Source organism: Pyxidicoccus sp. M6 (assembly GCF_055568925.1).
Genome location: NZ_CM145714.1, coordinates 13,130,433 through 13,152,005, shown reverse-complemented (window position 1 = coordinate 13,152,005; position 21,573 = coordinate 13,130,433). Strand labels below are relative to the sequence as shown.

At 69.7% G+C, this 21,573-nt stretch carries 14 protein-coding genes; 8 read left to right on the top strand and 6 right to left on the bottom strand.

Features of this window, described 5'->3' with window-relative positions; genetic code table 11:
* Positions 1–187: 187 nt before the first annotated feature.
* The 4 genes from ACVTJA_RS52030 to ACVTJA_RS52015 are packed head-to-tail and all read left to right on the top strand — an operon-like array spanning position 188 to position 6,430.
* The gene (locus tag ACVTJA_RS52030; RefSeq protein WP_465832336.1) at positions 188–1,408 is read left to right on the top strand and encodes a GAF domain-containing sensor histidine kinase; all 1,221 of its coding nucleotides are present in this window, start codon (positions 188–190) and stop codon (positions 1,406–1,408) included.
* 57 nt (positions 1,409–1,465) lie between these two features.
* Entirely contained in the window at positions 1,466–1,843 is a 378-nt protein-coding gene (locus tag ACVTJA_RS52025; RefSeq protein WP_465832334.1) for a response regulator, read from the top strand.
* Positions 1,840–4,389: an ATP-binding protein gene (locus ACVTJA_RS52020; RefSeq protein WP_465832333.1), complete on the top strand. Its 2,550-nt coding sequence runs from the start codon at positions 1,840–1,842 to the stop codon at positions 4,387–4,389. The genes ACVTJA_RS52025 and ACVTJA_RS52020 overlap by 4 nt, the downstream gene beginning before the upstream one ends.
* Before the next feature lie 10 nt (positions 4,390–4,399).
* Positions 4,400–6,430 carry a response regulator gene (locus ACVTJA_RS52015; RefSeq protein ID WP_465832331.1) on the top strand — a complete coding sequence of 677 codons (2,031 nt, stop codon included), beginning with the start codon at positions 4,400–4,402 and terminating at the stop codon, positions 6,428–6,430.
* Between the two features lie 475 nt (positions 6,431–6,905).
* Here the strand turns inward: ACVTJA_RS52015 and ACVTJA_RS52010 are convergent, their stop codons facing one another.
* The 6 genes from ACVTJA_RS52010 to ACVTJA_RS51985 all read right to left on the bottom strand — a co-directional run bounded on the left by ACVTJA_RS52010 (position 6,906) and on the right by ACVTJA_RS51985 (position 17,281).
* Positions 6,906–8,501 carry an LVIVD repeat-containing protein gene (locus tag ACVTJA_RS52010; RefSeq protein ID WP_465832329.1) on the bottom strand — a complete coding sequence of 532 codons (1,596 nt, stop codon included), beginning with the start codon at positions 8,499–8,501 and terminating at the stop codon, positions 6,906–6,908.
* 91 nt (positions 8,502–8,592) lie between these two features.
* Positions 8,593–10,167 (bottom strand): LVIVD repeat-containing protein, encoded by a 1,575-nt coding sequence (locus tag ACVTJA_RS52005; RefSeq protein ID WP_465832327.1) that lies wholly within the window; start codon positions 10,165–10,167, stop codon positions 8,593–8,595.
* A 95-nt stretch (positions 10,168–10,262) separates the two neighbouring features.
* A complete protein-coding gene (locus ACVTJA_RS52000) occupies positions 10,263–11,876 on the bottom strand; it encodes an LVIVD repeat-containing protein (RefSeq protein WP_465832325.1) in 1,614 nt (537 codons plus the stop codon).
* Positions 11,877–12,015: 139 nt separating this feature from the next.
* On the bottom strand, positions 12,016–13,569 hold the full coding sequence (locus ACVTJA_RS51995; protein WP_465832324.1) for an LVIVD repeat-containing protein: 1,554 nt from the start codon (positions 13,567–13,569) through the stop codon (positions 12,016–12,018).
* 35 nt (positions 13,570–13,604) lie between these two features.
* Entirely contained in the window at positions 13,605–15,359 is a 1,755-nt protein-coding gene (locus ACVTJA_RS51990) for an LVIVD repeat-containing protein (RefSeq protein WP_465832322.1), read from the bottom strand.
* A gap of 272 nt (positions 15,360–15,631) precedes the next feature.
* Complete coding sequence (locus tag ACVTJA_RS51985; protein WP_465832320.1) at positions 15,632–17,281, bottom strand: LVIVD repeat-containing protein; 1,650 nt, start codon at positions 17,279–17,281, stop codon at positions 15,632–15,634.
* A gap of 104 nt (positions 17,282–17,385) precedes the next feature.
* Here ACVTJA_RS51985 and ACVTJA_RS51980 point away from each other — a divergent pair, with 104 nt between their 5' ends.
* The 4 genes from ACVTJA_RS51980 to ACVTJA_RS51965 all read left to right on the top strand — a co-directional run bounded on the left by ACVTJA_RS51980 (position 17,386) and on the right by ACVTJA_RS51965 (position 21,252).
* Positions 17,386–18,480, top strand: coding sequence for an AAA family ATPase (locus ACVTJA_RS51980; RefSeq protein WP_465840732.1), 1,095 nt, complete (start codon positions 17,386–17,388; stop codon positions 18,478–18,480).
* Entirely contained in the window at positions 18,477–19,370 is an 894-nt protein-coding gene (gene truB, locus ACVTJA_RS51975) for a tRNA pseudouridine(55) synthase TruB (protein ID WP_465832319.1), read from the top strand. Before ACVTJA_RS51980 ends, truB begins: the two co-directional genes overlap by 4 nt.
* 28 nt (positions 19,371–19,398) lie before the next feature.
* Positions 19,399–19,548: a hypothetical protein gene (locus ACVTJA_RS51970; RefSeq protein WP_465832317.1), complete on the top strand. Its 150-nt coding sequence runs from the start codon at positions 19,399–19,401 to the stop codon at positions 19,546–19,548.
* 210 nt (positions 19,549–19,758) lie between these two features.
* Complete coding sequence (locus ACVTJA_RS51965) at positions 19,759–21,252, top strand: hypothetical protein (protein ID WP_465832315.1); 1,494 nt, start codon at positions 19,759–19,761, stop codon at positions 21,250–21,252.
* Positions 21,253–21,573 lie beyond the last annotated feature (321 nt).

Genomic DNA, 21,573 nt, shown 5'->3' with positions numbered 1-21,573 from the left:
CGGACGGACCGTGGCTCGGTGAGGCGCTCTCTTCCGGGGCAGGCGGGCGGACCCTGCTCTGCCCGCCCGTCCGCTCGGAGATAAAAACTCCCGCCTGCCCGTCAGCCCGACGCCGCTTGGAGCGTGCCTCCGCCGGTCGCCCTCTCCCCATCCGCGTGCATGTGGGCTAGCACTGGGGGCGCTCCGCATGACTCCGCCCCCACTCCCCCCGGACGAGGCCCGGCGCCTCCAGGCCCTGCGTGGCCTCTGCGTGTTGGACACGCCCTCCGAGGAGCGCTTCGACCGCATCGTCCGTACCGCGGCGCGACTGTTCGGCGTGCCCATCTCCCTGGTGTCGCTGCTCGACGCGGGCCGTCAGTGGTTCAAGGCCCGCGTGGGCATTGATTCGTCCGAGACGGCGCGAGACGTCTCCTTCTGCGGCCACGCCATCCTCGGCTCGAGCACCTTCGTGGTGCCGGATGCCGTGCGCGACGCGCGCTTCCACGACAACCCGTTCGTCGTCGGAGAGCCCTTCGTCCGCTTCTACGCGGGCCACCCGGTGCGGGCCCCGGACGGCAGCCGCGTGGGCACCCTGTGCCTCATCGATTCGAAGCCGCGAGAGTTCTCCGACGCGGACCGCGCCACGCTCGCGGACATGGCGGCGTGGGTGGAGTTGGAGCTCGACTCCGTCACCGTGCGCCTGGCCCGCGAGGCCCTCGAAGAACAGCAGCGCCTGAAGAACGAGTTCGTCTCCACCGTGAGCCACGAGCTGCGCACGCCGCTCACCTCCATCCGCGGCTCGCTGGGCCTGCTGGCCGGCGGAGTCGCGGGGCCGCTGTCCGCGCCGGTGGCGGAGATGGTGGGCATCGCGCACAAGAACAGTGACCGGCTCATCCGCCTCATCAACGACATCCTCGACCTGGACAAGATGGAGGCCGGCAAGCTGGACCTCTGCCTGGAAGTGGCGGAGTTGGCGCCGCTGCTCGCCCAGGCGGCGGACGCGCACCAGGGCTACGCGAGCGAGCACGGCGTGCGCGTGGAGATGCTGCTGGACGCGCCCGGAGCCCGCGCGCGGGTGGACCCGGACCGGCTGGCGCAGGTGCTGGCCAACCTCCTCTCCAACGCCCTCAAGTTCTCTCCGCGAGGCGAGGCCGTCACCCTGTCCCTGTCCCGCCAGGCCGGCGCGCTGCGAGTGAGCGTGAAGGACCGCGGGCCCGGCGTGCCCGACGGCTTCCGCGCCCGCATCTTCCAGAAGTTCGCGCAGGCGGACGGCTCGGACTCGAGGCGGCGCGGGGGCACGGGCCTGGGGCTGAGCATCGCTCGCGCGCTGGTGGAGCGGCTGGGCGGCACGCTGGACTTTTCCAGTGCCCCGGGCGCCGGCACCACCTTCTGGTTCGACTTGCCTGAATGCCCTCCAGAGGCGAAATGAATCCGGAAACCCGCTGCATCCGTACCCCGCCCCGCACCCCGGACCGAGGCTGAAACCATGACCACGCTGCGCAAGGTGATGCTCGTCGACGACGAGGACGACATCCGCACCATCGGCAACCTGAGCCTGAGCCGGGTGGGCGGCTGGCAGACGGTGCTGGCCTCCTCCGGCGCGGAGGCGCTGGAGAAGGCGGCCGCGGAGAAGCCGGACCTCATCCTGCTGGACGTGATGATGCCCGGCATGGACGGGCCCACGACGTTCGGCAAGCTGCGCGCGCAGGAGGCCACCGCGAGCACGCCCATCATCTTCATGACGGCGAAAATCCAGAAGCAGGAGGTGGCGCGCTATCTGGAACTGGGCGCGCTGGGCGTCATCGGCAAGCCGTTCGACCCCATGACGCTGCCGGCGGAGATTCGCAAGCTGGTGCCCGCATGAAGAAGACGCGCCTGTCCAGGCGGTCGGTGGTGCTGGCGGCGGGCGCGCTGCTGCTCCTGTGTGGTCTGTTCATCGTGGGGCGTCCGTGGGCGGTGGCGGAGAACGACCGCTACCGCACGTCCCTGCGGCAGCTCCGCGTGGCCAGCGCCGAACTGGAGCTGGACGTGCTGCGCGCGCGCCAGGGGTTGCCCGAGGTGCACGGCTCGGACGCGTCGGACTTCGCCGCGCTGCGGGCCCGCGCGGAGGCGCTGCGCGACTTCCCCTCCTTCCTGACGGACGAGGACAGCCAGACGCTCACCGCGTCGCTGGATGCGTACGAGCGCGCGCTCAAGGAGGCGGAGGCGCTGCTGGCCCGCTCGCGCGACGCGGACGCGCGAGGCGAGCGGCGCGAGGCGAACGCGGCGTTGCAGGCCCTGCTGGAGCGCACCGCGAGCACGCAGGCGGAGCGCCTCATCACCACGTACCTCCAGCTCTACGAGCGGGCCCAGGGGCGCAACGAGCGCTCGCGCGTGGTCTTCTTCGTGGTGTCGCTGCTGCTGGGCGGGTACGTGGTGGTGGTGCTGGTGCGGCTGGCGCGCGCCAGCAAGGAGCTGGCCGAGTTCAGTGAAGGCCTGGAGCAGCGCGTGGAGGAGCGCACCGCCGCGCTGTCCATGGCCAACGCGGAGCTGAGCGCGAGCGAGGCGCGCAAGGCGGCGATTCTGGACGCCTCGGCGGACGGCATCCTCCTGCTGGACGGAGAGGGCCGCCTGCTGGAACTGAACCCGTCCGCAGAGCGTTCCCTGCGGCTGGCCAGCGGGCAGGGCGTGGGGAAGGACTTCCTGACGCTGGCGCTGCCCGCGTCGCTGCCGGCCGGTGAGCGCGAGCGCGTGGCCGCCGCGCTGGAGGCGCCCGCGGGCCGTTCCACCCGATTGGAGTCGCAGTGCCAGCGCGTGGACGGCACCGTGTTCCCCGCGGAGCTGACGCTGGCCCGCGTGCCCGGGGAGGGCGCGTCGCGCATCACCGTCTTCGTGCGAGACATCACCGAGCGCAAGGCCGTGGAGCGGATGAAGAACGAGTTCATCTCCACCGTGAGCCACGAGCTGCGCACGCCGCTCACCTCCATCCGCGGCTCGCTGGGCCTGCTGGAGGGCGGCATCATGGGCGAGCTGCCCGCGCAGGCGCTCGACATGGTGCGAATCGCTCGAACGAATACCGAGCGGCTCATCCGCCTCATCAACGACATCCTCGACCTGGAGAAGATGGAGGCGGGGAAGCTGGAGCTGAAGCTGGCGCCGCAGGAGTGCGTGGAGCTGGTGGAGGCCACGCTCTCCGGAGTGCAGGGCATGGCGGACGGGGCCGGGGTGGCGCTGCGCTCGGACGTGGAGGGCGCGCCGCGCATCCGTGGCGACAGGGACCGTCTCATCCAGGTGCTCACGAACCTGGTGTCCAACGCGGTGAAGTTCTCTCCGCGAGGCTCGGCGGTGGTGGTGCGCGTGAGAGATGTCGAGGGCGGGCGGGTGCGCTTCAGCGTGGTGGACCAGGGGCCGGGGATTCCTCCCGAGCAGCGCAGCCGCCTCTTCGGGCGCTTCCAGCAACTGGACGCCTCGGACAGTCGCTCGAAGGGCGGCACGGGACTGGGGCTCGCGATTTCGCAGGCGATTGTCGAGCAGCACGGTGGCCGCATCGAGGTGGAGAGCGAGGAGGGCAAGGGCTCCACCTTCACCTTCGCGCTGGACGCGCTGAAGCCCGAGGTGCAGGTGGCGCCCGCGTCGGTGCCTCGCGACGAGTCCCGCTACAACGTGCTGGTGGCCACCGCGGACGCGGAGTTGTCCACGCTGCTGCGCGGTCTGCTGTCGAACGAGGGCTACCGCGTGGTGCGCGCAGCGAGCCTCTCGGAGGCGGCGAAGGCGCTGGAGGAGGGGCTGCCGGACGCGCTGATGGTGGACACGCAGATGCCGGACGGGCAGGCGCTGGAGTGGGTGCGCAACCTGCGCGAGCAGCCTCGCACGCGCGAGCTGCCGGTGCTGGTGCTGTCCGGGCGCTCGGCGGAGGGCGAGGGCGTGGGCATGCCCATGTGGGTGGACTGGATGACGAAGCCGCTGGAGGAGACGCGGCTGCTCAAGGCGCTGCGCTACGCCATGCGGCAGCCCGGCCAGGCGCGCGTGCTGGTGGTGGACGACGACGCGGCCACCCGGCGCGTGTTGTGCGCGCAGCTGGAGCGGCTGGGCGGCGTGCAGGTGTTCGAGGCGGCGGACGGAGAGAGCGCGGTGGCACTCGCGCGCGAGACGACGCCGGACCTCATCGTGTTGGACGTGGGCCTGCCCCGGCTGGATGGCTTCGAGGTGGTGGACATCCTCCGCCAGGGCAAGGGGCGCACCACGCCATTGATTGTCTTCACCGGCCGCGAGCTGTCCCGCACGGACGAGCGGCAACTGACGCTGGGTATCACCCGGCATCTCACGAAGGCGCGCTCCTCGGAGGACGAGCTGGTGTCCTCCGTGCGCGAGCTCCTCAACGGCCTGCTGGCGCGGCGGGATTCCGCGACGGCGGCGGCGAGAAAGGTCTGAAGGGTTTCATATGAGCAGCACTCGGACGCTCCTGTTCCTCGAGGACGACAAGGATTTGCAGACGTTGGTGTCCACGTTCCTGCGCGAGAAGGGCTATCGCGTGGAGCCCGCGCGCACCGCCGCCGAGGCGGAGGCCGTGCTCTCGCGCGTGCCGGTGGACGCGGCGATTGTGGATGGCCTCCTACCGGGCATGACGGGCGCGGACTTCATCCGCGAGCTGCGCAAGACGCACCCGGACCTGCCCATCCTCTTCGCGTCCGCCTTCTGGAAGGACCTGAAGAGCCACGAGCTGCTGACTCGGCAGCTCCGCGTGGCGCGCATCATCCACAAGCCCTACAAGCCGGAGGAGCTGCTCGTCTGGGTGGCGCAGCTCTTCGCGCCCGTCACGCCGCCGCCTCCGCCGCCCGAAGCGATGGAGGAGGTGGAGGCGCAGGGAGACGACCTGGCCGCGAGCCTCGCCGCGCTGAACGCGGAGTACGGCGCGAAGCTGCGCGAGAAGGTGTCCGGGCTGGAGGCGCTGTTGGGCCGCGTGCGCGCGGGGGACAAGGAGGCGCTGGAGGAGGCGTACACGGTTGTCCACAAGTTGCACGGCACGGCGGGGAGCTACGGCTTCGCGGAGGTGAGCTCCGCGGCGGGCCGGCTGGAGCTGGTGCTGAAGCCGGCGCGCGAGGGTGGAGCGCTGGATGTGGCGGCGATGGACACGGCCTTCCGCGACGTGGCGGCGCAGGCGTCGGTGCCGGTGAAGCCCGCACCCATGCCGGCGAAGACGCCGTCGCCGGTGCTGCCGACGGAGGGCGTGCTGCTGGTGGTGGACGGGGACGCGGCGGTGCTGGCGGATGCGGAGCGGCTGGGGCGCGCGCACGTGGTGCGGGTGCTGACGGCGCGCACGGCGGAGGAGGCGTGCGCGGTGGCTCGGAGGCAGTGGGTGGATGGAGTGCTCATCCACATGCACCTGGGCGGGCCGTTGGGTGGCATCACGGCGGCGCACGCGCTGCGAGGGGAGGAGGGGCTGGGGTTGTTGCCGCTGGCCTTCACGGGAGCGAGCGGAGCGCTGGAGGACCGGGTGGCGGCGGCGCACGCGGGAGCGTCGCTGTTCCTGCCGAGGCCCTTTACGTCGCAGGACTTCACGGCGGCGGCGGAGCGCATGGTGGCGGCGCGGCGTCCGGAGCGCGCACGGGTGCTGGTGGTGGATGACGACCCGGAGGCGATTGCGGCGCTGACGCACGCGCTGGCGAGCGACAGCATCGAGGTGGTGGGGCTCGGAGACGCGCACGGGCTGATGGAGGCGCTGTCGGAGCACCGGCCGGATTTGCTGTTGCTGGACGTGCAGATGCCGGGGCCGAGCGGGTTCGATTTGTGCCGGATTCTGCGCTCGACGCCGGAGTGGCAGGAGCTGCCGGTGCTGCTGATTACGGCGCACGTGGGGCTGGAGTTCCGGCTGGCGGCGTTCCAGGCGGGAGCGGACGACTACCTGTCGAAGCCGGTGCTGCGCGAGGAGTTGAGGGCGCGCGTGCAGGCGCGGCTGGAGCGCTCGAGGTTGTCGAAGGAGCGGGCGGAGCGGGACGCGCTGACGGGGTTGTTGCTGCGCCGGCCGTTCGTGGACGGCATGAGGGCGAGGCTCGCGGAGTCACAGCGACTGGGGAAGCCGCTGGCGGTGGGCTTCCTGGACGTGGACCATTTCAAGCAGGTGAACGACAAGTACGGGCACCTCGCGGGAGACCGGGTGCTGACGCGGCTGGGGCGGTTGCTTGGTGCGCGGTTCCGTCGGGAGGACGTGCGCGGACGGTGGGGTGGCGAGGAGTTCGTGGTGGCGCTGCTGGGAGAGACGGCGGCGAGCGCGAAGGAGATTCTGTCGCGCACGGCGGCGGAGCTCTCGGGGATGACGTTCGACGGAGACGCGGGAGAGTCGTTCCGCATCTCGTTCAGCGCGGGCATCGCTGTGTCACCCGCGGACGGTGCTTCCGTGGAGGAGTTGCTGAAGGCCGCGGATACGAGGCTCTATCGGGCCAAGGCGAACGGGCGGAATCGCATCGAGACGTGAGAAGGGCTGCGCGGGCTGTGTGGATGCTAGAGGTCGTATTGATGATGATTGACCTCCAGGGTTGTGCTCGACATGCTTCATGCCATGAAGCGTGAGCTGAAGCTGGACGAGGACGGCTTTCCCATGGCTCCATCCCAGGCAGAGTGGGATGGGATGACGCAGGAGGAACGGGAGTGGGTGATGGCCGCTCTTCCTGGCAAGTCACCCACTACGAGTTCATTTGCTGCTCGTATCGATGATTTGCCGAAGGTGCTGGAGGAATGGGCGGCGTGGCGAGTGGAGGAGTTGCTGAAGGAGCTTCAGAAAGACACCACGCGGTGGAGACGGAGCACGGGGTGGCGGGAGCGTCCCGGCGTGGTTGTGGGGAGGCGAGGCTTCAACAACGCACGGACTCGCGCAGCGCGGCCTCGGAGCGGCAACTGAAGCAACTCAAGTCCGGGCCTCCCAACCCCACCTCCAGACGCTGACGTCCGCGCTACGGCTCCTTGAAGATGAACAGCCCGCGCACGTCGTCGACGGCGTACACGTACCCGTCGCCGGGGACGCGGATGCCGAGCACGCCATCGTACATCCCCGTGCCTGACCTCGGGTCCGTATCTCGGAAGGTGTTGAAGTGGGCCACCTGGCGCGGCTTCGTGGGATTGGACACGTCCAGCACGCGCACGCCCTCCTGGTACCACGCGACGTACAGCCGCTGGTCCTTGAGGATGAGGTTGTGCACGGACGTGACGTCGCGGAGCTTGAACTCGCCAATCTTCACGATGTGCGCCGGGTCATCCACCTGCAGCACGCGCACGTGGGCGCCCATGCGCTCGCCGCCCTCGAAGGCAATCGTCTGGCCCGCGAAGGTGCCCACGGCGTTGTGGTGGGCGAACACGCCTTCGAACCAGTAGCCCCCCAGGCGCTTCACGTTGGCTGGGTCGGTGACATCGACCACCTGGTACCCGCCCGTCCCATGGCTGATGTACAGCCGATTCCCATAGGCGAAGGCGTCATGCGGGTAGCCCATCACTCCGAGCACATGCCGCCCGAGAAGCCGGGGCTCCAGCGGCGTGGACACGTCGAAGATGAGCGTCTCCGCGTTGGGCGACGGTGACATGGCATAGAGCCGGTCTCCGTCCACCAGCACCGTGTGCACGTCGAGGGCCGCGCCCCCCGGGACGTTGCGCACGAAGGCCGGCGCGCCGGGATTCGAGATGTCGAAGATGATGACGCCCGAGGCGCCACTGGCGACATAGAGCGCATCCCCCTTCGACCACACCCCATTCCAGTAGCTGTCCCCCGGGATGCTGATGGACGTCTTGAACACGGGGTGCGCCCGGTCGCTCACGTCGAACACCGTGAGCCCGCCCGTCACCTCGCTTCCGTTGATGGACACCACGTACGCGTGGTCCTTCGCGACGTAGATATCCACGGGCACGCCCAGGTCCACGGGGGACTCGGAGACGGGCCGGAGGCCACCCGAGGACTCTGGCTCCGCGCGGCCCCACACCAAGCGCTCGGCGCGGAAGGTGGCGTCGTACAGGGGAACCCCGGAGGCGCAGTAGGTGTAGCAGCCCGTGAGCACCCAGGGAGAGGGGGCCTCGCAGCCGACGAGGGTATAGCCCGTGAAGAGCCGGCTGCCCGGCGCGGAGCGCTGTCCCCTGACGATGAAGGTCTGGGCATCCGTCTGCCAGTCGGCGGCGGGGTACCCCAGGACGCTCACCGGTGCCCCATCCTCACCGAACCGGATGCTCGAGCCCACGCCGTAGTACCCGTTGAAGTCCCCGGTATCGTCCATGATGGGGTAGCGAATCTTGAGGCGGTAGATGCCCTTGCGGTCCACCCCACCGAGCGTCGAGCGATGGCACCCGCTCAGGTCGTAGGCCTCCACGGACGCGGCACACGGGTCCGCCGCGCCTTGGTTCATGGAGCAGCTCGCGTAGGGGCCGGTGTCCGCCCAGTCCCCATACTCCTCCAGCGCCGAAGAGCTCCCGTCCCACGGCGCCTGCTCATCAGAGCCACAGCCAACCAGCGCCAGCATGCAGGTCACGCCCGCGGCTCCCGTCAAACGCATCATCCAGGAAGACATTGCCACTCCAAGGCACGCGCCTTCCGGCCAGAGGCGCGCATGGCTTCATCTGTATATCCAGAGCGCGGGGCGGCTGACAAAAAGCCGTTGCCTACGGCGGCTCATTCAGCACGAGCAATCCACGCGCCGTATCCACCACGTAGACACGGCCATCCCCGGGAACGTGGAGTCCGGTGGCACCCTCCTCCAGCGAATCTCCACGGCCCGCGTCCGTCTCGCGGTACGTGTTGAACCACGCGACCTCGCGCACGCGCGTGGGAAGGGACACGTCCAGCACGCGCAGTCCCTCCTGGTGATACGTCACATAGAGGCGGCGGCCCCGCAGCTCCAGGCCGCGCGGGGACACGACGTGGCGCAGGCCGTACTCGCCAATCTTCTGGATGGAGGCGGGCTCGCTCGCGTCCAGCACGCGCAGCCTCGCGCCCACGCCCCGGCCCAGCTCGAAGGCAATCGCGCGGCCGGCGAAGGTGCCCACCGCGCTCGCGGCGCTGCTTCCATGCGGGTACGTATACTTCCCGAGCAGCGACATCCGGTCCGGGCTGCTGATGTCCGCGACCTTGAAGCCGTCCTGCTGCTGGTTGATGTAGAGGCGCCCCTCGCGCGCCACCGTCCCATGGCCCGCGTAGACCCGGTTCTCGTCGCGCGCCGCCAGCGAGACGTTCCCCACCAGCCGGGGCTCGCGGGGCGAGGACACGTCGAACACCAGCGTCGCGCGCTCGGGCGTCTCCACGGTGGCATAGAGCCGCGCACGCTCCACACTGACGCTGCCCACCCGCACGCGCCCCTCGGGCACGGTGCGCACGAGCGACGGATGCGACGGCTCGGTGATGTCCACCACCGCGATGCCCGAGTCCGCGGTGGCCACGTAGAGCGTGTCGTCCAGGACCGTGGCGTTCTTCCAGTCCGCATTTCCCTCCGGGCTCAGCGTCGCCACGGCCACGGGCGCTTGCTCGTCGCCCACGTCGAACACGGTGAGGCCACCGGGGCGGCCCGGCCGGCCCTCGGAAATGACGAAGGCATGTGCCTTCGTGACGAGCACGTCCACTGGCCGGCCCAGGGCGACGAAGGATTCCGAGAGGAGCCGCATCCCGCCGCCCGCCTCGGCTTCACCCTGGAAGCGGCTCATGCGCTCCGCGCGGAAGGTGGCCGCGGCCTCCAGCCGTCCATTCCGGCACACGGAGAAGCAGCCGGTGAGCACGCGCTCGTTCACCGCGTTGCAGCCCACGAAGGTACGGAGTGCATCGCCGTCGCGGCTGGAGAAGTAGAGCGACCGCGCGCTCCACGAGCCGGCCACCGGCGGAGCCCCGAGCACGAGCTGCGGCGCTCCACCCGCCCCCAGCTTGAAGCCCGCGGGCGCGGCCCGGGGGAGCGCGGTGGCGCCGCGCGGCTCGTAGCGCAATTCCGCGCGGAACACGCCCTGGCGCTGCAGGTCCTCCAGCGTGCGGGTCCGGCACGCGGAGAGGTCGAACGACTCCAGCGAGCCACAGGCCGCGTCGCCGTCATCCAGCACGCGGCACGCGGAGAGGGGCCCGGTGTCTACCCAGTCGCCCCGCTCCTCCATGGGCAGGTAGCTGCCGTCCCAGGGCGTCTCCTCCGACGAGCCGCATCCGAGCACGGACGCGGCGCAGGCCAGCACAACCGTCCACGCGGCGCGAACAGGCGGCATCGGCACATCCTCCGGACGGCGCCCGCTCCGGCCCGCGGGTGCGCAAGGACTCCGCAGTGTAGGGAAGCCGGTGTGCCGCCGGAAAGGCCCACTGTCTACGGCTCGTCAAACAGGAGCAGCCCGCGAGCCGTATCCACGACGTAGAGGTGTCCATCACCGGGCACACGCATGCCGATGGCCCCGTCGTACATGCCGTCAGAGCGGCCCGGGTCCGTCTCGCGGAAGGTGTTGAAGTACGCCACCTCGCGAGGCTGCGTCGGGTCCGCCACGTCGAGCACGCGCACGCCCTCGTGGTAGTACGCGACATACAGGCGCGTGCCCGTCAGCACCATGTTGTGAATCGACGTGAGGCCGCGCAGCTTGTACTCGCCCACCTTGGCGATGCCCGCCGGATTCGTGACGTCCAGCACGCGCAGGTGCGCGCCGAGCGTCTCGCCGCCCTCGAACGCCACGGTGCGCCCGTTGAACGTGCCCACGGCGTTGGCGTGGCTGTACGCATTCCCATAGGTGTACTTGCCCAGCAGCGCCGGCGTCGCGCCCGTCACGTCCACGGAGAGGTAGCCGTCCACGGTGTGGTTGACGTAGAGCCGGCCCTCGTACGCGAAGGCGTCATGCGGGTAGCCACTTCCGCCGGGGTAGAAGTAGCGGGCGAGGAGCTGCGGCGCGAGCGGGTTCGCGATGTCGAAGACGTACGTCTCACGCGTCGACGGCGCCATGGCGTAGAGGCGGCTGCCCTCGACGAAGACGGTGTGCACGTTGAGCGTGCCGGTGATGCCGGGCACGTTGGCCCTGCGCACGAAGGCGGGGCGGGCCGGGTCGCTGATGTCGTAGACGAGCACGCCATTGGCGCCGCTGGCGATGTAGAGCGCGTCGTCCTTCGCCCACACGCCATTCCAATAATCGTCATTGGGCCGGTCCAACGACACGCGCTGCACGGGGCGGCGCGGGTCGCTCACGTCGAAGACGGTGAGGCCGCCGGGCTCGTCCCGGGTGGGGATGGAGACGACGAAGGCGTGGCCCTTGGTGACATAGACATCCACGGGGAGGCCGCGCTCCACGAAGGACTCGGAGACGAGCGCCAGGCTGGAGGACTCGGACTCGCCCTCGCGCCACGTCATGCGCTCGGCGCGGAAGGTGGCGCGGTAGCGGAGCTGGCCGTTGCGGCACCAGGACATGCAGCCGGTGAGCGTGCGCGGCCCCGTGGCCTTGCAGCCGGCGAAGGTGAAGCGGTCCTCGGTGTTGGCGGCGCGCTGCAGCACGGACGAGACGAGGAACGTCCCGGTGTCCACGTAGGACTGGCCGACCGGCTGTCCCATGAGGCTCAGCGGCTGACCGGAGGCGTCGAGTTGGAAGCCGCCGCTGCCCGGGGCGAAGTCCACGCCGCCCGAGCTGTTGGGGACCTCGTAGCGAAGCTCCGCGCGATAGATGGCGCCCTCGCGCTCCAGCCCCGCGAGCGAGGCGCTGTCACAGCTCGACAGGTCGAAGGAGGCCTCGGTGCCGCACGCGGCGCTGCCGCTCGCCCTCGCGGAGCACGTGGACAGGGCGCCGGGGTCCACCCACTCGCCGTTCTCCGCGAGCGGCGTCCACGGGCCGTCGTAGGGAACGGCGTCCGGGGCGGGCTGGGGAGTGCCCTCCGGTTCATCGGAGCAGGCGGACAGCGACGCGGCACAGGCGAGCGCCAGCAGCGCTCGAGCGGCACGGAACGACATGGGCGGGTTCCCCTCTTGCTGCCCGCACCGGCCGCGGGCACTCGGCCGGTGAGCTTAAGAGGCCTCCTCCGCGACGGGAAGCGACGCCGCGCTGGCGGGGAGGCAAGCGGACAGGAGCCCGCCTCCGCCGTGCGTCTTATTATTCATCGAAGATGAGCAGACCGCGCGACGTGTCGATGACGTAGATGTGTCCGTCACCGGGCACGCGCATGCCGATGGCGCCCTCGTACATGCTGTCCGTGCGGTCCGGGTCCGACTCACGGAAGGTGTTGAAGTGCGCCACCTCGCGAGGCTGTGTCGGGTCCGCGACATCGAGCACGCGCACGCCCTCCTGGTAGTGCGCGACGTAAAGGCGCGAGCCCACGAGCACCATGTTGTGGATGGAATTGATGTTCCTCAGTTGGTACTCGCCCACCTTGGCGATGCTCGCGGGGTGGGTGACGTCGAGCACGCGCAGGTGCGCACCCAGGTTCTCTCCGCCCTCGAAGGCGATGGTGCGCCCGTTGAATGTCCCCACCGCGTTCGCGTGGCTGAAGGCGTGGGGGTAGCTGTACCTGCCGAGCAGCTTCGGTTCCTCGCTCCGCGGGTCCACGACGAGGAAGCCGTCGAAGGCGTGGTTGATGTAGAGGCGGCCCTCGTACGCGAAGGCATCGTGCGGATAGCCCTTCGACTCGGGCAGGGCATAGCGCGAGACGAGCTGGGGTTCGAGCGGGTTCGAGAGGTCGAAGCTGTACGTCTCCACGCTGGACGGGGCCATGGCGTAGAGCCGGTCTCCCTCCACGAACACGGTGTGCACGTTGATGGCTCCGTTCTTGCCGGGCACGGTGGCCTTTCGCACGAAGGCGGGGTGGGCCGGGTCGGTGATGTCGAAGACGAGCACCCCCGCCTTCTGGCTGGCGATGTAGAGCGCGTGGTCCTTCGCCCAGACGCCGTTCCAGTAGAAGTCGCCGGGCAGCTCCAGGGATGCGGTCATCACGGGGTGGCGCGCGTCGCTCACGTCGAAGACGGTGAGACCGCCGTGACGTTGTCCCCGGGTGATGGAGACGACATAGGCGTGGCCCTTCGTGACGTACACGTCCGCCGGCTTGCCGAGCTCCACGTAGGACTCGGACACGAGCGCCAGGCCGGAGGACTCGGCCTCGCCCGCGCGCCACGCCATGCGCTCGGCGCGGAAGGTGGCGCGGTAGCGGAGTTGGTTGTCCCGGCACCACGCGAAGCACCCGGTGAGCGTGCGCGGTCCCGTGGCCTTGCAGCCGATGAAGGTGAAGCGGTCCCCGTCTTTCGACGAGAGGCGCAGCATGTCGGGCCTCACGTCCGACCAGGCGGGGGAGGCCGCCGCGCCCATGACCCTCAACAGGGAACCATCGGCTGCGAACTCGAAGCCGCCGAGGCCCGGCGCGCTTCCGGATGACGACTCGTAGCGCATCTCCGCGCGGTAGATGGCGCCGTTGCGCTCCAGCATCGACAGCGAGCCCGAATCACACGCGGAGATGTCGAAGGTGGTCAGGGTTCCGCAGGTGCCCGTCGTCGCCGGAACGGAGCACTCGGACAGGGGGCCTGAGTCCACCCAGTCACCGGCCTCTTCCAGCGGCGTCCATGGGCCGTCGTAGGGAACGGGCTCGGGCTCGTCCTCGGAGCAGGCGGAGAGCGACGCGGCGAGCGCGGCGAGCAGCACGTGGGCACGCAGGGACATGGTGAATCCTCGGGGTGTGGGGCGGGACTCGATGCTCAGGGCTCGTTGAAGATGAGCAGGCCGCGCGCGGAGTCGACGAGGTACACGGCCCCGTCACCGGGCACGCGGATGCCGAAGGCTCCCTGGAGGAGGTTGTCCGTCCGTCCGGAGTCACCTCCCCGGAAGGTGTTGTAGTGGGCGACCTGCCGCGGCTTCGTGGGGTTGGACACGTCCAGCACGCGCAGCCCCTCCTGGTACCAGGCGACGTACAGCCGCGTGCCCCGGAGGAGGAAGTTGTGGATGGAGGTGATGGGGCGCATTCGGAGCTCCCCCATCTTCATGATGTGCGCCGGGTCGGTGACGTCGAGCACTCGCAGGTGCGCGCCATTCGTCTCGCCGCCCTCGAAGGCGATGGTGCGGCCGGCGAAGGTGCCCACCTCGCTGTGGTGCGCGTAGGCGTTGCCGCCGTGGACGAACTGGCCCAGGTGCCGCACGTTGTCGAGGTCGGTGACGTCCAGGACGGACAGGCCGCCGAAGCCGTTGCTGACGTAGAGGCGGCCCTCGTACGCGAAGGCGTCGTGCGGGCCTCCCGAGGACAGCGCTTCTGGTAGCGCGATGCTCTGGAGCAGCACGGGGCTCAGTGGGTTGGACACGTCGTAGACGAAGGTCGCGCTGTCGAGCGACATGGCGTAGAGCCGGTCGCCGTCCACGAGCACGGTGTGCACGCCCTCGGGACCGGTGGTGAAGCTGCGGATGAACTCCGGCGCCTCGGGGTGGGTGATGTCGTAGACGAGGAGGCCGGAGTCGAGGCTCGCGATGTAGAGCGCGTCGCCCTTGGCCCAGACGCCGTTCCAGTAGTTGTCGCCGGGCAGGCTGATGGAGGTCTTGAAGATGGGGTGGCGCGGGTCGCTCACGTCGAAGACGGTGAGGCCGCCGTCGACGCCGGCGCGGTAGAAGGAGACGACATACGCGTGGTGCTTCGTGACGTAGACGTCCGCGGGCAGGCCCAGCGCCACGGGGGACTCGGAGAGCAGCTCCAGTCCGCCGGAGGACTCGGCCTCGCCGGGGTGCGTGGCCACGTCATGGGCCTCGAAGGTGCCCGTGACGGAGAACCTCCCGTCGATGCAGCGGGTGAAGCAGCCGGTGACGATGCCGGGCGTGGGCACCTTGCAGCCCGCGAGCGCCGTCACGGTGCCGCTGATGGAGTTCTTTCCGACGACGAAGAACGTCCCGCCGTCCGTCCGCCGCTGGACGAGCGGCGAGCCGGTCATCGTGTCGGTGCCGCCATCCGCGCGGAGCTGGAAGCCGATGAAGGACGGGGTGACGCGAGTGCCGCCGTCCGCGAGACGCCGCTCCGAGCGCAGGTCCGTCATGTAGATGCCCTGCGGTGGGACGGAGGCGAGCGCGTCCGGTGAGCACTGTGACAAGTCATAGCGGGACAGGTCGTCACAGGCGACGGTGGTCGGGTCTCCCACGGAGTTGAAGGCACACGGCGCATACGGGCCACGGTCCACCCAGTTGCCCGTCTCCGCGAGCACCGTGTAGCCACCGTCCCAGGGCTCCCGGCCCGCGTCGGCAGTGCCGGAGTCCGAGCCCGCGTCGTTCGTGCCTGCGTCCGCGGAGCCCGCGTCGTCAGGAGTGCCGGAGTCAGTGCCCGCGTCCTCGGCGGTGCCGGAGTCGGTGCCCGGGTCCATCGTCCCCGCGTCCTTCCCAGGCTCGGGGTCGGGAGAGTCGGTGCAGGCGGAGAGCGCGAGCAGGCTCAGTGCGCAGGCGCAGAGGAGCGCCCACGGCGAGCGAGGGGACGATGTCATGACGGGGCCTCATGGGCAGGTCGCGCCGCACGGGTCGCGGGCGTGCGGGTGAGAAACGTCCAAGCGGGCCCGGCATATGGGAGCCCGTTGGGAATGGTTGCGCCGTGAGAGGGAGTCCCGCCGGAGTGTGCTGGCTCAGGCGACCTCCAGGCGTTCCTGGTCCTGGCATTGCACAGAGGCATCAATGCCTCGGACATGGCAGGTCCATGGCCCACCGATGCGCGGGCGCCATTTGCACAGGCCGCGGTACCCCGGCCCACGGGGCAACAGGGCTACGGCTGCTTGAAGATCATCAACCCGCGCGACGTGTCCACGGCATACACATACCCATCCCCCGGCACGCGAATGCCCATGGCGCCCTCGTACGTGTCGTCACTGCGCTCCGGGTCCGTCTCGCGGAACGTGTTGAAGTGCGCCACCTCGTGAGGCCGCGTGGGGTTGGACACGTCGAGCACGCGCACGCCCTCGTGGTACCAGGCGATGTAGAGGCGCGAGCCCACCAGTAGCATGTTGTGGATGGAGGTGACGGGGCGCTTCTTGTACTCCCCAATCTTCACGATGTGCGCCGGGTCGGCGACGTCGAGCACGCGCAGGTGGGTGCCGGGGCCCTCGGCGCCTTCGAATGCGATGGTGCGCCCGGCGAAGGTTCCCACCGCGTTGTGGTGGCTGAAGCTGTTCGCATACGCATAGCTGCCGAGCAGCTTCACGTCCTCCAGGTTGCTGACATCCGCGACGTAGTACCCGGCCGAGGTGTGGTTGATGTAGAGGCGGCCGTTGTACGCGAAGGCGTCATGCGGCCCGTCGTAGGACGCGGTGGGCGGGAAGTGGATCTTCTGACTCAGTACCGGCTCCAGCGGGCGGGACACGTCGAAGACGAACGTGGAGCCCTCGGGCGAGGGAGCCATGCCGTAGAGCCGGTCTCCGTCCACCAGCACGGTGTGGATGTTGAGGGGCGCGGCACCCGAGGGCACGCTGCGCACGAAGGTGGGGTTGCCGGGGTCGGAGATGTCGAAGACGACGACGCCGGAGGACTCGCTGGCCACATAGAGCGCGTCACCCTTCGCCCACACGCCATTCCAGTAGTTGTCCGTCGGCAGGCTGATGACCTTCTTCAGCACCGGGTGCTTCCGGTCCTTCACGTCGAACACGGTGAGGCCGCCGGCCTTGCCGGGACGCGTGGGGAAGTTGATGGAGACGACGTACGCATGTTCCTTCGCGACGTAGATGTCCACGGGCAGACCCTGCGTCACGTACGACTCGGAGACGAGGTCGAGGCCGCCGGAGGACTCGGGCTCGCCATTCCCGTTGGGCCACGTGGTGCGGTACGCCTCGAAGGTGGCGCGAGCGCGGACGCGGCCGTTGACGCACCGCCCCCAACAGCCGACGAAGCGGTCCGGCGCCGTCACCTGACAGCCGACGAAGAGGTGGCGGTTGCTGCCGCCGTCCGGCTGGAGCGTCTCGGTGTAGAGGCGGAAGTCGCCGCCCTCCTGCACCTTGGAGGTGATGCGCGTGTCGACCAGGGTGTCGGGTCCGCCGTCCGAGCGCAGGGTGATGGCGGTGGTGAAGGCGGAGCCCCGGCTGCCACCATCTTCGAGCGGAATCTCCTGGCGCACGAGCAGCCGGTACTTGCCGTCCCGAGGCAGCCAGCCGAGCGACGCACGGGTGCACGCGGACAGGTCGAACTGGGACAGCTCGGGGCAGGTGTCGGGGGTGGTGCCCACGGCGGGGAGGAAGGAGCACGGTGCGAGCACGCCGGGGTCCTCGGTGTAGTCGCCGCGCTCTTCGAGGACGGTGTAGCCGCCGTCCCAGGCCTCGCCGGTGCCCGCGTCGGAGGGAGTGGGCTGGGGGTCGTCATCACAGCCGGAAAGTGCGATGGAGCAGGCGAGCGCCAACGCCCAGGCAGGTCGGGTCGGGAGCATCATGGGGTGTGGGTCCGTGAAGGGGCGCACCGTGGGCAGACGGGCGCGGTGGAGTGTCTGAGATTAGGGCCGGGGCTGACGTGCCTGGAAAGGATGGTTGACGGGTGATGCCCATCACGCGTTTGGAAATCGCCGGCTATCGCTCGGTGCGGCGGCTGTCATTGGAGCTGGGGCCGGTGAATGTGATTGTCGGGCCCAACGGCAGCGGCAAGACGAACCTGTACCGGGCGCTCTACCTGCTGGTGGCGGCGGCGGAAGGGAGGCTGGCGCGCACACTGGCGGAGGAGGGCGGCACGCCGAGCGTGCTGTGGGCGGGCCCGCGCGACGGGAAGAAGCCCGTGCGGATGACGGTGGGCGTGGAAATGGGGGACCTCGCGTACGAGCTGAGCTGCGGCATCGTCCCGCCGGTGGAGGGGCACTTCGCGCTGGACCCGGAGGTGAAGGAGGAGCACCTGTGGGCCTTCTCCGGAGGGCGCAAGGTGGTGCTGATGGAGCGCAAGGACCGCACGGCCTTCCTGCGGGACTCGGAGGGGACGCGGGTGACGTTCCCCACGCAGCTCTGGAGCTCGGAGTCGGTGATGGACCAGCTCGCCGAGCCGTACCGCTTCCCCCGCCTCTCCGAGGTGCAGCGCACGCTGCGAGCGTGGCGCTTCTACCATCAGTTCCGCACGGACCCGGACGCGCCCATGCGGCATCCGCAGGTGGGCGTGCGCACGCCGGTGTTGTCGCACGATGGAAAGGACCTCGCCGCGGCACTGATGACCATCTGGGATATAGGGGACAGGCGCGCGCTGGAGCAGGGATTGGAGGATGCATTCCCGGGCTCGAGGTTCGAGGTGCGCTCGCCGGAGGGGCGCTTCAGCCTGTTCCTGCACATGCCGGGGTTGATGCGGCCGATGGGCGCGGCGGAGCTGTCGGACGGGACGTTGCGCTATCTGTGCCTGCTGGCCGCGCTCCTGAGCCCGAGGCCGCCACCGTTCCTGGCCTTGAACGAGCCGGAGACGAGCCTGCATCCGGACCTGCTGGAGCCGCTGGGCCGGCTCATCACGCGTGCGGCGAAGCACAGCCAGGTCTGGGTGACGACGCACGCGGAGCCGCTGGCGAAGGCGGTGGCGGAGCGCTCCCATTGCGAGCCGGTGCACCTGGTGAAGCATGGAGGCGCCACGGAGGTGGCGGAGCAGTCGACGGGTGAGGACGAATGACTCCCGGCATCTATCGGGTGCACAAGCCGGTGGGCTCCACGAGCTTCTCGGTGGTGCAGTCGTTCCTGGAGGAGACGCGGGCCCGTCCGGGCAAGCGCGTGCCGGTGTGCCATGGCGGGACGCTGGACCCGTTCGCGGAAGGGCTGCTGCTCGTGCTGGTGGGAGGGGCCACGCGCCTCTTCGAGCTGCTCCACTCCGTGCCGAAGACCTACGAGGCCGAGGTCATCTGGGGCCGGGAGACGGACACCGGAGACCTGCACGGAAGAACGGTGCACGAGGGCGACGCCTCCACACTGACGCCCGAGGCACTGGACGCGGTGCTGAAGCATTTCGTCGGCTGGCAGGAACAGGTGCCCCCGGCCACGAGCGCGAAGAAGGTGGGCGGAGAGCCGGCCTACCGAAAGGCCCACCGGGGCGAGGTGGTGGAGCTTCCACCGTCGCGCGTGTACCTGCACTCAGCGAAATGGCTCTCCCACGCGCTGCCGCACTCAAGCCGTCTCCTCATGACGTGCCGAGGCGGCTACTACGTGCGCTCACTGGCAAGAGACATCGGTCGCATGCTCGGTTGCGGTGCGCACCTCGCGGCCCTGAAGCGCACTGCGATAGGTCCATGGGAAGACCCGCCGCTCGGGCAGCGCCTCGGAGCGCATGGACGCGACCTGCTGCCCTGGTGCCGGGCGCGAATGCTCACGGACCACGACGTAGGCGAGCTCCGCCGTGAGAGAGGCATTCCCCTGGGAGCCATCCAACCACCCGACTGGAAGCTGCCCCCCGGCTTCCCCGACCCGGAGGCGCCGGTGCGAGGCTTCCATCAAGGTCGCCTCACCTTCCTCCTCCGCGAGCGGGACGGCGCGCTCTGGAGCGAGACCGAGTTCCGCGGAGGCCTGTGAATGCGCGAAGGTGGTGGAGGGCTATCCCGTGAAACTGCCTGACGGTGCCGTGCGTATCACCCATGCCTCGGCCTACATGGGCACGCTGCCGTTCTTCCTGAAGCACGGCTTCACGCATGCCGCGGTGCGTCCCCAGGGCAAGCAGCGCGTGCGCAGGACGCTGGCGCGGAGCCGGTGACAACCGTCACCACCCCTGCGGGCCCGGTGATGACAGGTGTCATCGGTGGTGACAGTTGTCACCACCCCCATCGAGGTCTCCAGGACACACCCCCATGCGTCCAAGTCATTGAAATGACTGAGGAGTGGAAGTGCGGCCACGGGGTCAGGTGTGTGGCACGCTGCGCGCAATAGGGATGGTCATCACGCTCCAACGAAACGGAGATTTCAAATGACCACCCGAATCCCGACGAACCTCGTTGCTCCGGCCGTCCGCGGCTCCTTCTCCCAGGCGGTGACGAAGCCCGCCATCGAGCCGGTGAAGCCCCACCAGCTGGACACGCGCCACGGCATCGTCGCCGGGGGTTGCTTCCCGCCCGACCACGGCCACTTCCCGCACCACCCGCACCCGCTGCCCTTCCCGAAGCCCCAGCCGTCCCCCTTCCCGGGCGGCCACTGCGGCACGCCGGGGCCGGTGAAGCCGGGCGGCTGGTCGCCGTTGGACCTGAGCGCGCTGGTGGAGCTGAACAAGCTGGACCAGACGAAGGGCCCCGTCACCGGCGGGCAGATGGCGGACGCCATCCGCAACGGCACGGCGGACCTGGACGGCCATGCGGCCTCCAGTGAGTACCGCGCCTTCTCCGAGTGGGCGGAGAAGAACGCCGACCGCCTCACGCCCGAGGCGAAGCAGGTGATGGACATCTACTCGAAGTACGCGGCGCAGGCGCAGGCACGCGGCGAGACGGGCATCTCCCAGGCGGACAGCCAGAAGATGCAGGCGGAGATGGCGAAGGTGGGGGACCAGGGTGCGAAGCGCGCGCTGGCGAAGCTGGACCGGCTGCCCACGCCCATCTCCGGCCGCGACATGGCCCGCGCCATCGAGAGCGGCGTGAAGGACAAGGACGGCAACACCAAGGCCGAGCTCGACGCCTTCCGCGACTGGGCGAAGAAGAACGGCGACAAGCTGTCGCCCGAGGCGAAGGAAGTGCTGAACGTCTTCGGCCAGCACGCGGCGAAGTCGCTGGCCAACGGCGACAAGGACATCGCCAAGGGCGAGTGGGCGCAGATGAAGAAGGAGATGCGCGACGTGTGCGGCGACGCCAGCGCGCGCAAGGCGCTGGACAAGCTGGACAAGGAGCACGGCCCCATCTCCGGCGAGGACCTGGTGGACGCCATCAAGGAGGGCGTCTCCGACACGGACGGCCACTCCTCCACGTCCGAGCTGCGCGAGTTCCAGAACTGGGCCAGCAAGAACAAGGACCGCCTGACGCCCGAGGCGAAGCAGGTGCTGCAGACGTACGAGAAGTACGCGAAGCAGGCGGGGCCCGCGGGCCTGTCGCAGGGCAAGTTCGACGAGATGGTGAAGGAGATGGGCAAGTTCAAGACGTTCCGTGACGACTCCATGCGCACCGCGCTGGACAAGCTGGACGTGAAGGACGGCCGCATCTCCGCGAAGGACCTGACGGCGGCCATCAAGGAGGGCGCGGGGGACCTCGACGGCCAGGCGGCGGGCGTGGAGTTCGCGGACCTGCAGAAGTGGATGCGCGACAACTACAGCCGGCTCGGGCCCGACGCGCGCAAGGTGCTCGACATCTACGAGAAGTACGCCACGCAGGCGATGTCCGCGGGCAGCACGGGCATCAACAACAACGACTTCCAGCGGATGCTGCGCGAGATGAGCCGGGTGGGCGAGCCGGTGCACCGCCCCACGCACATCGTCGCGTGAGTGAGAGGTTTCCTGGCGGACTCACGTCGCGGGAACCCGGCGGGGGCCGGGATGCGGGGGGCCGCAAGTCCCGCGGCGTGAGTAAGCCAGGAGTTGTGAATGGGGCTCTGTGTCCGGGGGGGCACGAGGCCCGAGGCCACCGAGTCGTCGGGGGGCGGCTCGGAGGCCTTTCGTAATCAGGTGCGCGGATTGCCGGGGGGCGATTCGGAGCACTGAGCATGAGCAGTACGCGGGGGGATTCGAGGTGCACGGATTGCCGGGGGGCAGTTCGAGGCACCGGGCAGTACACGGGGGGATTCGAGGTGCGCGGATTGCCGGGGG

Bases quoted from the DNA above. Each gene is read 5' to 3' on its own strand.
- ACVTJA_RS52030 (WP_465832336.1), top strand. From the start codon at position 188: ATGACTCCGCCCCCACTCCCCCCGGACGAGGCCCGGCGCCTCCAGGCC.
- ACVTJA_RS52025 (WP_465832334.1), top strand. From the start codon at position 1,466: ATGACCACGCTGCGCAAGGTGATGCTCGTCGACGACGAGGACGACATC.
- ACVTJA_RS52020 (WP_465832333.1), top strand. From the start codon at position 1,840: ATGAAGAAGACGCGCCTGTCCAGGCGGTCGGTGGTGCTGGCGGCGGGC.
- ACVTJA_RS52015 (WP_465832331.1), top strand. From the start codon at position 4,400: ATGAGCAGCACTCGGACGCTCCTGTTCCTCGAGGACGACAAGGATTTG.
- ACVTJA_RS52010 (WP_465832329.1), bottom strand. From the start codon at position 8,501: ATGTCTTCCTGGATGATGCGTTTGACGGGAGCCGCGGGCGTGACCTGC.
- ACVTJA_RS52005 (WP_465832327.1), bottom strand. From the start codon at position 10,167: ATGCCGCCTGTTCGCGCCGCGTGGACGGTTGTGCTGGCCTGCGCCGCG.
- ACVTJA_RS52000 (WP_465832325.1), bottom strand. From the start codon at position 11,876: ATGTCGTTCCGTGCCGCTCGAGCGCTGCTGGCGCTCGCCTGTGCCGCG.
- ACVTJA_RS51995 (WP_465832324.1), bottom strand. From the start codon at position 13,569: ATGTCCCTGCGTGCCCACGTGCTGCTCGCCGCGCTCGCCGCGTCGCTC.
- ACVTJA_RS51990 (WP_465832322.1), bottom strand. From the start codon at position 15,359: ATGACATCGTCCCCTCGCTCGCCGTGGGCGCTCCTCTGCGCCTGCGCA.
- ACVTJA_RS51985 (WP_465832320.1), bottom strand. From the start codon at position 17,281: ATGATGCTCCCGACCCGACCTGCCTGGGCGTTGGCGCTCGCCTGCTCC.
- ACVTJA_RS51980 (WP_465840732.1), top strand. From the start codon at position 17,386: ATGCCCATCACGCGTTTGGAAATCGCCGGCTATCGCTCGGTGCGGCGG.
- truB (WP_465832319.1), top strand. From the start codon at position 18,477: ATGACTCCCGGCATCTATCGGGTGCACAAGCCGGTGGGCTCCACGAGC.
- ACVTJA_RS51965 (WP_465832315.1), top strand. From the start codon at position 19,759: ATGACCACCCGAATCCCGACGAACCTCGTTGCTCCGGCCGTCCGCGGC.